The sequence below is a fragment of the Mucilaginibacter sp. genome (assembly GCF_964263795.1).
Lineage (GTDB): Bacteria > Bacteroidota > Bacteroidia > Sphingobacteriales > Sphingobacteriaceae > Mucilaginibacter.
In genome coordinates, this window is record NZ_CAXVWK010000018.1 from 1 (window position 1) to 9,419 (window position 9,419).

Genomic DNA, 9,419 nt, shown 5'->3' on the forward strand with positions numbered 1-9,419 from the left:
AAAGCACCAAAAGTTTCATTTTAATTTTAAGTTATACCGGTTAGCGATTGCTTAGCTGCTATCGCTAACCGGTATAATTATTTACATCTATAAATCATTAACGGAACAGATGGCAGTTTTTACCGAAGACGAACAGCAACGCATTCAAAAAGCGGTTGCCGAAGCAGAAAAAAACACATCGGGCGAGGTGCGGGTTTGTATTGAAAAAACCTGTAGCGACGAAGCGCTTGATCGTGCCGCCAAATATTTTACACAGCTGGAGATGCATAAAACCAAACTGCGTAACGGCGTGCTGATTTATGTTGCCACCGTCGACCGGAAATTTGCGATAATTGGCGATGCAGGTATTAACAATGTAGTGCCGGCCGACTTTTGGGATAATACTAAAGAAAACATGCTTAATCACCTTAAGGTAGGCAACCTGGTTGATGGTATTGTTACCGGCGTACAGCAAGCCGGGCAGCAGCTAAAAAAATACTTCCCTTACTTAGTTGATGATAAAAACGAATTGCCCGATGATATTGCCTTTATGGACGGCCAATAAAACAACGATGCTTAAAAAAATCACATTATGCCTGGCCTTGCTATTTTGCTTTGCCACGGCATTTGCACAGGAATATCCCGAAAGGCCGGCTAACAGCCCGGTGGCAGATTTTACCAATACCTTAACCGAAGCCGACAAAGCCCGGCTTGATGCCAAGATCAAAGCTTTTGAAGATTCGACGTCCAACCAAATTGCTGTTGTACTGATTAAGTCTGTTGGCGATTATGACATAATTGAATATGGTAACGGCCTGATCCGTAAATGGGGAATCGGCCAAAAAGACAAAAACAACGGCGTATTGGTGCTTGTAGCACTTGAAGACCGTAAAATGTCTGTACAAACCGGATATGGATTGGAAGGCGCGCTGCCTGATATCGTTACCCAGGAAATCATCCAAAATGATATGAAGCCCCGATTTAGGGAGAACGATTATTACGGGGGCTTAGACGCAGCTACAGACGATATCATCAAATACACTAAAGGTGAGTACAAATCATCTGGTAAAAAAGCTGCCAACCGTGGTAACCGCAAACAAGGTGTACCTACGGGCCTGGTTGTAGTTATTGTGATTTTTGTACTGATCATGATATTTCGCAACCGTGGTGGTGGAGGTGGCGGTGGCAAGCAGATCATCGGCAGCCGGGGTGGTGCCAACCCATTCTGGTGGTTACTGGCCGGCAATATGCTAAGCGGTGGTGGCCGTAGCAGCGGCAGCGACTGGGGAGGTTTCTCTGGTGGTGGAGGCGGCGGTGGCGGCTGGGGAGGCTTCGGCGGCGGGTCATCCGGCGGCGGGGGCTCGAGCGGAAGCTGGTAAATCTTCAAGTAATACTAAAATAGTCATCTTTAAAGCAGCTTTTCGTCGTCCGACGAAAAGCTGCTTTTACATAACATACATCATGGAGTGGAAAACCTGTTCATCAGAATATATACATAAAGGCCTTTGGGCGACTTTGCGTGTTGATAAATGCGAAATGCCGGACGGTCGGAAAGTGCACGACTATTATGTTTTAGAATATCCTAACTGGGTAAATGCCGTTGCTATTACGGCAGATAATAAAGTGTTGATGGTACGCCAGTACAGGCATGCTGCAGGGATTGTATCCTTAGAGATTCCCGGAGGCGTAATTGAAGATGGTGAAGAGCCGGAATTGGCCATGCGCCGCGAGTTGCTTGAAGAAACAGGCTACGAATTCACCGATATAGAACTGATAAGCACTGTGTACGCTAACCCATCAACAGCCAACAATAAAACCTTTTGCTACTTAGCCAAAGGCGGTAAAAAGGTCCAAGAGCAAAACTTAGACGAGAATGAAAGCCTTATAGTTGAACAATATACAATTGAAGAAGTAAAACAATTATTAGCCAACAATCATATTGCCCAAGCCCTGCATTGCACAGGTTTATTTTACGCGTTAATGAAATTGGGTGAATTAAGCTAAGCCTAATTGTTAAAACATGATCAGGATCTGACCCTTTTCAACCTTATCGCCTGGTTTAATTTTTATTGTTTTAACGGTTACATCAGCCGGCGATTTGATGATGTTTTCCATTTTCATCGCCTCCAATACAAACAGGTTATCGCCTTTTTTAACTTCAGTACCTTCCTCAACCAAAACTTTAAGTACCATGCCAGGCATAGGTGCTTTAATTTCGCTCACCTTAGCGGTCATTAAACTGCTCAAGCCCATCTTTTCCAATAGAACATCAAACTGGTCTTTTGCAGCAACCCGGTATACCGTATTGTTTACCTTAATTTCGGCTGTTTTAGCCTCCCTGTTAAAATTTACTACCTCGGCATTGTAAGAGCCGTTATCGTTTATCACATGATACAATAGCTCGTTCAGTTGCTTAATATCAGCATCTACCTGTTTATCATTTATCAGCAGCTTATCAGCTTGCCTGTCAATTTCAAAATCTTGCTTGTTGTTTACCTTTACTTTGTACATGTTACTTTGTAAATATGTATTGGATTAAGTTGGCGCCCATTCGCAAAGCCTTTAGCCGGGCTTCCTGGCTATCGCCGGCGTAAGTGCCGTAATCTTCCCACCCGTTTCCTAAATCGCACTCAAACGTGTAAAAGCAAACCAACCTACCTTTATAGATCAGCCCGAACCCTTGCGGCCTTTTGCCATCATGTTCATGTATTTTGGGCAGGCCCGCCGGGAAGTTATATTTTTGGTGATAGATGGCGTAATTAGCAGGTAGTTCCACAAAATCGAGCTCCGGAAAAACCTTTTTCATTTGCGGTCTTATAAACTTATTGAAACCGTAATTATCGTCGATGTGTAAAAAGCCGCCACCGGTTAAATATTTACGCAGGTTTTTAGCTTCCTGGTCGCTAAAGATTACATTACCATGCCCGGTCATAAACACTAACGGATAGTTAAACAATTCGTCGCTTCCGGCTTCGACAACCTCCTCTTCTGCCTGAAAATTGGTTTTTAAGTTGACGTTACAAAACTTAATGAGGTTAGTTAGTGCGGTACGGTCGCCATACCAGTCACCACCACCGTTGTATTTTAACCTGGCCATTTTGTATGACGGCGCTGTAAAACTGCTGATGCAAAAAAGCACAGCACACAGCGCAGTGGCAAATAGCAGTTTCCTCATTTATCGGTTTAAAAAATTAACCTCGAAGCATGCTTCAAGCGCAGCGGTTTCGGTACGCAAGCGGCTTTCACCTAAAGTTATGGCTTTATATCCGCTTTGCAAAGCGGCATCTACTTCGGCCGGTGTAAAGTCACCCTCCGGGCCTATCAATATCAAATAACGCCCGTTTTTTGCAATAGATTGTGCAAGGTTTAACTTTTCGCCATCATCACAATGCGCTATAAACTTTTGGCCTTCAAAAGATTGTTTTAAAAATTGGGCGAATGTAATGGCCGGGTTAAGTATGGGATGATACGCTTTAATGGATTGCTTAATGGCCGAAGTAATAATCTTATCCAGGCGCTCTACTTTGGCCTCCTTACGCTCCGACCGTTGGCAGATAATGAGCGAGATCTCGTCTATCCCAATTTCGGTAGCCTTTTCCAGGAACCATTCTACCCTATCCAGGTTTTTGGTTGGTGCTATCGCGATGTGCAGGTAGTGGTTGCGTTTGTTGAAATCAGTTGTTACTGAGTTAATTTGCAGGATAGTCCGTTTAGGATGCGCATCCTTTATTTCGGCATGGTAAAGGCCGCCTTTACCGTCGATCAATGTTACCGGATCGCCATTAACCAGCCTAAGCACACGTACTGCGTGCTTGCTTTCCTCTTCACTTAAAAAGTATTGGGATAACGACGGATCGATATCGGGCGTATAAAAAAGCTGCATAGGTTAAAGCTAAAAGCTGAAGGCTAAGCCAAAAGCTATAGTATGTCTTTTTTAATGTAAATCTACAGCGTCTTCCTCATTAATCAGTAGCTCGAGTTTCACTGATTCGATGTTCTGGTCAGATTTTTTCAGAACGGTAATATTGTACCCGTTACTTTCCTTCTGCTCGCCTACATCCGGAATTTTACCAAAGATATGGCCCAACCATCCGGATACAGTATCAAAGTCACCATCCTCCGGCAGGTCATGCGGCAGGTGCTCGTTAACATCATAAATAGGTGCTAAAGCATTTACCACAAACTCACGTTCATTTATCTTTTCAACAATCGGCTTTTCTTCATCAAACTCATCCTGTATCTCACCCACCAATTCCTCAACAATATCTTCCAAAGTAACCATACCGGCAGTACCGCCAAACTCATCAGATACGATAGCGATCTGGATACGCTTTTGTTGCAGCTCGGCCATCAGATCATTGATCTTTTTCGTCTCGGGTATAAAATACGGCTTGCGGATAATGTCCTTCAATACAATTTCCTGGTTCCGGGCAAGCAACGGCAGAATGTCTTTAGCGTGTACAATGCCCACAATCTTATCAATCACTTCGTCATAAACAGGCATCCGGGAGTACCCTTCGGTTATAATACACTCCAACAGTTCTTCCGTTGTACTATCCAGTTCGATGCCTTGAATTTTAGTGCGGGGCACCATGATGTTTTTAACCACACGCTCGTTAAAATCAAACACGTTCTGGATCAACTCATGCTCGTTAGAATCTAAAGCACCGGTCTCCTTGCCCTGCTCTAACAGGTATTGCAATTCCTCAGAGCTGTGATGTGCTTCGCCGCCTTCTAATGTGGTTATGCCAAAAAGTTTAAGGATGAAGTTTGCAAAACCATTTAACAGCCAAATAAACGGTCGGAAAACCACAAAGAAAAACCTTAATGGCAATGATACGGCCAGTGTGGTGCGTACAGATTTTTGAATCGCTAACGATTTTGGTGCCAGCTCGCCAAATACGATGTGCAACACGGTTATCACCACAAAAGATAGTACGTGGCTGGCAGTGATAAAACCGGGGCTAAGCGCAATGTTCATTGCCTGGAAAGCGCGGAGCACGATGTTGGTTACAACGCCTTCGCCAACTACACCGAGGCCCAGTGAAGCAATGGTAATACCCAACTGCGTTGCAGCCAGGTAACCATCCAGGTTATGTAAAATGCCCCGTGCTACTTTGGCAACTCCGCTGCCGGATTTTGCCTTAATTTCAATTTGTGAGCCTCGTACCCTCACCATAGCAAACTCTGCAGCCACAAAAAAGCCGTTGAGCAGCACCAAAAATATGGTCAGGAATATATAGAAAACACTAATTTCGTAATGCGCGGGGTCCATTTAATATTTATTGGTTAACAGGGAAAGTTGACTTATAAAGTTCTAAACTTTCGATAATTACCTTGTGCGCGTAACGTACACCAAGCAAATGCTCAATGGTTACGTTTTTGCCTTCCAGCTTTTTATAATCTTTAAAAAAACGCACAATCTCTGTCATTGCGTGCGGCGGCAATTCGTTCAAGTCGTTGATATAGTTAACAGACATGTCGTTTTTTGCAACGGCGATGATCTTGTCATCCTGCTCGCCGTTATCAACCATATGCATCACACCAACGATCTTTGCCTCGATGATCGACATTGGGAAAACATCAATAGAGCAAAGCACCAATATATCTAACGGATCTTTATCATCACAATAAGTTTGCGGGATAAAGCCATAATTAGCAGGGTACATTACTGATGAAAATAAAACACGGTCGAGCTTTAACAGCCCTGAATCTTTATCTATCTCGTATTTTGCTTTTGAACCTTTCGGTATCTCGATAATCGCATTTACTACCTCGGGGATGTTCTCGCCCGGTGAAACCTGGTGCCAGGGGTGTTGTGTACTCATTTATTATATTATGTATTACTAGTTCTCGTTTTCTACCTTATAGCGCCTTTTTACAAAGGCTACAATAAGCGGTATTGTTGTAACAAAAATTAACGCCAGCACTATATACTGCAGGTTGTTCTTTAATTGCGGAAACTGCCGCCCTAAAAAATAACCGGCCAAAGTTAAAGTGGTTACCCATGCAACGCTGCCTATTATATTGTAAACGGTAAACTTTTTAATATCAACCTTTACAACTCCTGCAAATATAGGAGCAAATGTCCTAACTATTGGGAAAAATCTGCCTAAAATCAAAGCCATACCGCCATATTTAGCATAAAACTCTTCTGCTACGGCCACATAGCGCTTCTTAAAGAAAAAAGAATCGTTTTTGTTGAAGAGCATTGGCCCTGTACGATAACCAAACCAATAGCCTGTAAAGTTACCTAAAACACCTGCCGCTATTAATGATAATACCAATACATGGATGGGCACTTCTATAATGCCAGCACTGCTTAAAATACCCGTCAGAAAGAGCAGATAATCGCCGGGTAAAAAGAAGCCGAAAAACAAACCGGTTTCAGCAAATACCACTATAAGTAACAGGTAAAACCCGCCCGTACTTAAAATAGATTGCGCGTCTGTTAAGTTTTGTAGGTATTCCCAAAGGTTTTCCATTAATCTATATCTGTAAAACTACAAATATTTAATGGATTTGCTTTACTGGCAAGTATTAAATAAGAGCTGAGATGAGTGATGGGTAAACACCAATAACAACAGTTGCAAGGGCAGATATGCCTAATACAAACTGATAATAAGCAGGCACTTCAACCTCCGCCCGCTCAGCGCTGCGGAAATACATAGCAATAATTACCCGGAAGTAATAGAATATGCTGATGATAGCGTTAACCACCGCAATGATTACCAACCAGAATTTATACTGTGCCAATGCACCCGTAAACATGTAAAATTTGCCTATAAAGCCTGCTGTTAACGGGATACCAGCCAGCGATAGCATGCTAACTGTGAGTACCAGCGCCAGGAAAGGGTTGCGTTTAGCCAAGCCGTTAAAACCTTCAAAATTATCGGTGCCGGTTTGTTGCCTTACTAATATCAGGGCACCAAATGCTACGATTGATGCAATTGAATAAGCTGTGGCATAAACGAACACTGAGTTGGCCGACCCCGCCCCAATCGCTACGATGGCAAATAACAGGTAGCCCGCATGTGAAATGCTGGAGAACGCCATCATTCGTTTAAAGCTTTGCTGATACAGCGCTGTAATATTACCGATGAAAAGTGTGATAATAGTGATCACCATTAACACAGGTGCCCAAAAGTCGGCCATAAGGATAAAGCTTGCCGAGAACAGGCGCAAAAAAGCGGCGAAACCAGCAACCTTAACAACCGTAGACATGTAAAGCGTAATAAGTGAAGGCGCACCTTCATAAACGTCAGGTGTCCAAAAGTGAAATGGCGCTGCGCCAACTTTAAAGCACAGGCCGATAATGATTAACAGGATACCGCTGAAAAAGATCGGGTCGATATCATGTGGATGGGTAGCAACGTAGCTGCGGATACCTTCCAGATCGAATGATCCCGACGCGCCGTAGATCAATGTAATACCGAATAACAAAAACCCGGTAGAAAAGGCGCCCATCAGGAAGTACTTTAAAGCAGCCTCGTTAGATGCGAAGTCATTTTTACGGATACCGGCCAGGATGTACAAGCTAACCGACATGATCTCGATTCCGATAAACATCATAACCAGGTTGTGGTAAGATACCATTACAATGATACCAGCTAACGAAAACAGTATAATGGCATAATATTCGGCTATATGGCTGCTGATCTTCTCAAAATATCCTTTAGAAAGCAGCAATATCAAAATAGTTGAAACGATGCTTACAACAGAAAATGCGATAGAGAAATTATTAAACAACATCATGCCGCTGTACATAGGTTCGGCATTGTCGTTCCATTTGAATACAGCAGCACCCAAGGCAACCAGTAAACCTAAAACAGTCACAGGTAGCAATGCCTTTTGCATTTTATATAAACCTAAGTACAAAAGCACAATAGGTAAAACAGATATGATTATTAAAGTGGTCATGTTTATATCTGTATTTTAAAACTTGCTAACATTAAATTTATGACTTACTGTTTCTACCAGATTGGTAACCGCCGCTTCTGATATGTGCAGGATTGGCTGAGGATAAACACCTATTACGATAATCAGCGCGCAGATAATGCCTAAAACCAGTTTCTCTGATCCATGGATATCTGCAAATACCGCAGTTAATGCATTAGTTTCGCCTTGCATTACGTTTTTGTACATACGCAACATGTAAACCGCGCCAAAAATAATAGTCAGGCCGGCTACTGCTGCAAACCAGATATTATAGTTGAACACCCCTTTTAGCAGCAGGAATTCGCCTACAAACCCGTTGGTTAACGGCAACGCAACGGTGCCTAATACGATAATTAAAAACGCTATAGAAAAACCCGGAGCCACCTTAGCAATTCCGCCCATTTGACTGATGTCGCGGGTATTTAGACGACGACTGATAATATCCCAGATAAAGAACATACCTACTACGTTGATACCGTGGCTCAGCATCTGGATCATTGCACCCTGAACGCCTTGCGTTGTCCATGCAAATATACCTGCCGAGATAAGTCCAACGTGAGCTATTGATGAGTAGGCCGCCAAACGTTTTCCATCTTTTTGATTGAATGCAATAAGTGATGCATAAACGATACCGATCACCGATAAAATTATCGCCAGGTTTTGCCACTGTAAAAAGCCAACTGGAGCGTTAGGGATAAGCCAGCGTATAACGCCATAGATACCCATTTTTAGCATGATGCCTGATAACATCATTGTGCCGGCAGAGGGCGCTTCACTGTAGGTGTCGGGCTGCCATGTATGGAAAGGAAACACAGGCATCTTAATAGCAAATGCTAAAAAGAATGCCCAAAACACCCACGACTGGTGTGTAGCATCTAAGCTTAATTCGTAAAATGCGTGGATATCATAAACCTTACCGGGAGTTTGCAGATACAGGTAAATAATACCCAGTAACATAAATAACGAGCCGGCAAAGGTGTAGATGAAAAATTTGATAGTAATGCGAATGCGGTTTTCGCCGCCCCAAAGCGCACATATAAAGTAGATCGGTATCAGTGCTGCTTCCCAACCTACATAAAATAAAAAGCCATCCAGTGCGGTAAATACCGTTAGCAAGCCCGCCTGCATAAACAATATCAGGGCATAAAACGCCTTCGCATTTTTGTACTCGTGTTTATATGTGGTTAAGATGATCAGCGGCACTAAAACGGTAGTGAGCAATACCATCACCATGCTAATGCCATCTATACCGGCACTAAAGTAAACGCCTGCAGATGGAATCCACGGCACATCTATACTGTACTGAGTAGAGGCATCAGGTACAAAGCCCGATAAAAAGATGATAGCGATTGCCAGCTCGACCACGCCAAAAAACAAAGCAGCATGTTTAGCCACCTCGTTTTTAAACAACAGCACTAAAAGGGCTGCAACTATCGGTAAAAAAAGTAAAATACTAACCGTCATTGTATAGGGTAAAACGCTGTCGTTTTAAAATCTAAAAA

11 protein-coding genes are annotated in these 9,419 nt (G+C 43.0%); 3 read left to right on the forward strand and 8 right to left on the reverse strand.

Annotated elements, in window-relative coordinates; genetic code table 11:
• Positions 1-109 precede the first annotated feature (109 nt).
• The 3 genes from ACE5CV_RS03160 (at position 110) to ACE5CV_RS03170 (ending at position 1,983) form a co-directional block, all read left to right on the forward strand.
• Complete coding sequence (locus ACE5CV_RS03160; protein WP_374948703.1) at positions 110-544, forward strand: TPM domain-containing protein; 435 nt, start codon at positions 110-112, stop codon at positions 542-544.
• 7 nt (positions 545-551) lie between these two features.
• Positions 552-1,358, forward strand: a complete 807-nt coding sequence (locus ACE5CV_RS03165) for a TPM domain-containing protein (protein ID WP_374948704.1) — start codon at positions 552-554, stop codon at positions 1,356-1,358.
• 82 nt (positions 1,359-1,440) lie between these two features.
• Entirely contained in the window at positions 1,441-1,983 is a 543-nt protein-coding gene (locus ACE5CV_RS03170) for an NUDIX hydrolase (RefSeq protein WP_374948705.1), read from the forward strand.
• 9 nt (positions 1,984-1,992) lie between these two features.
• Here ACE5CV_RS03170 and ACE5CV_RS03175 read toward each other — a convergent pair whose 3' ends face one another.
• The 8 genes from ACE5CV_RS03175 to ACE5CV_RS03210 are packed head-to-tail and all read right to left on the reverse strand — an operon-like array spanning position 1,993 to position 9,381.
• On the reverse strand, positions 1,993-2,490 hold the full coding sequence (locus ACE5CV_RS03175) for a biotin/lipoyl-containing protein (protein WP_374948706.1): 498 nt from the start codon (positions 2,488-2,490) through the stop codon (positions 1,993-1,995).
• 1 nt (position 2,491) lies between these two features.
• The gene (locus tag ACE5CV_RS03180; protein ID WP_374948707.1) at positions 2,492-3,154 is read right to left on the reverse strand and encodes a DUF4159 domain-containing protein; all 663 of its coding nucleotides are present in this window, start codon (positions 3,152-3,154) and stop codon (positions 2,492-2,494) included.
• Positions 3,155-3,862 carry a 16S rRNA (uracil(1498)-N(3))-methyltransferase gene (locus tag ACE5CV_RS03185; RefSeq protein WP_374948708.1) on the reverse strand — a complete coding sequence of 236 codons (708 nt, stop codon included), beginning with the start codon at positions 3,860-3,862 and terminating at the stop codon, positions 3,155-3,157.
• Positions 3,863-3,913: 51 nt separating this feature from the next.
• On the reverse strand, positions 3,914-5,254 hold the full coding sequence (locus ACE5CV_RS03190) for a hemolysin family protein (RefSeq protein WP_374948709.1): 1,341 nt from the start codon (positions 5,252-5,254) through the stop codon (positions 3,914-3,916).
• Between the two features lie 7 nt (positions 5,255-5,261).
• Positions 5,262-5,807 (reverse strand): inorganic diphosphatase, encoded by a 546-nt coding sequence (locus tag ACE5CV_RS03195; protein WP_374948710.1) that lies wholly within the window; start codon positions 5,805-5,807, stop codon positions 5,262-5,264.
• Between the two features lie 18 nt (positions 5,808-5,825).
• Positions 5,826-6,464 (reverse strand): DedA family protein, encoded by a 639-nt coding sequence (locus ACE5CV_RS03200; RefSeq protein WP_374948711.1) that lies wholly within the window; start codon positions 6,462-6,464, stop codon positions 5,826-5,828.
• A gap of 55 nt (positions 6,465-6,519) precedes the next feature.
• Positions 6,520-7,899 (reverse strand): NADH-quinone oxidoreductase subunit N, encoded by a 1,380-nt coding sequence (locus tag ACE5CV_RS03205; protein ID WP_374948712.1) that lies wholly within the window; start codon positions 7,897-7,899, stop codon positions 6,520-6,522.
• A 15-nt stretch (positions 7,900-7,914) separates the two neighbouring features.
• The gene (locus tag ACE5CV_RS03210; protein WP_374948713.1) at positions 7,915-9,381 is read right to left on the reverse strand and encodes a NuoM family protein; all 1,467 of its coding nucleotides are present in this window, start codon (positions 9,379-9,381) and stop codon (positions 7,915-7,917) included.
• Between the last annotated feature and the right edge of the window lie 38 nt (positions 9,382-9,419).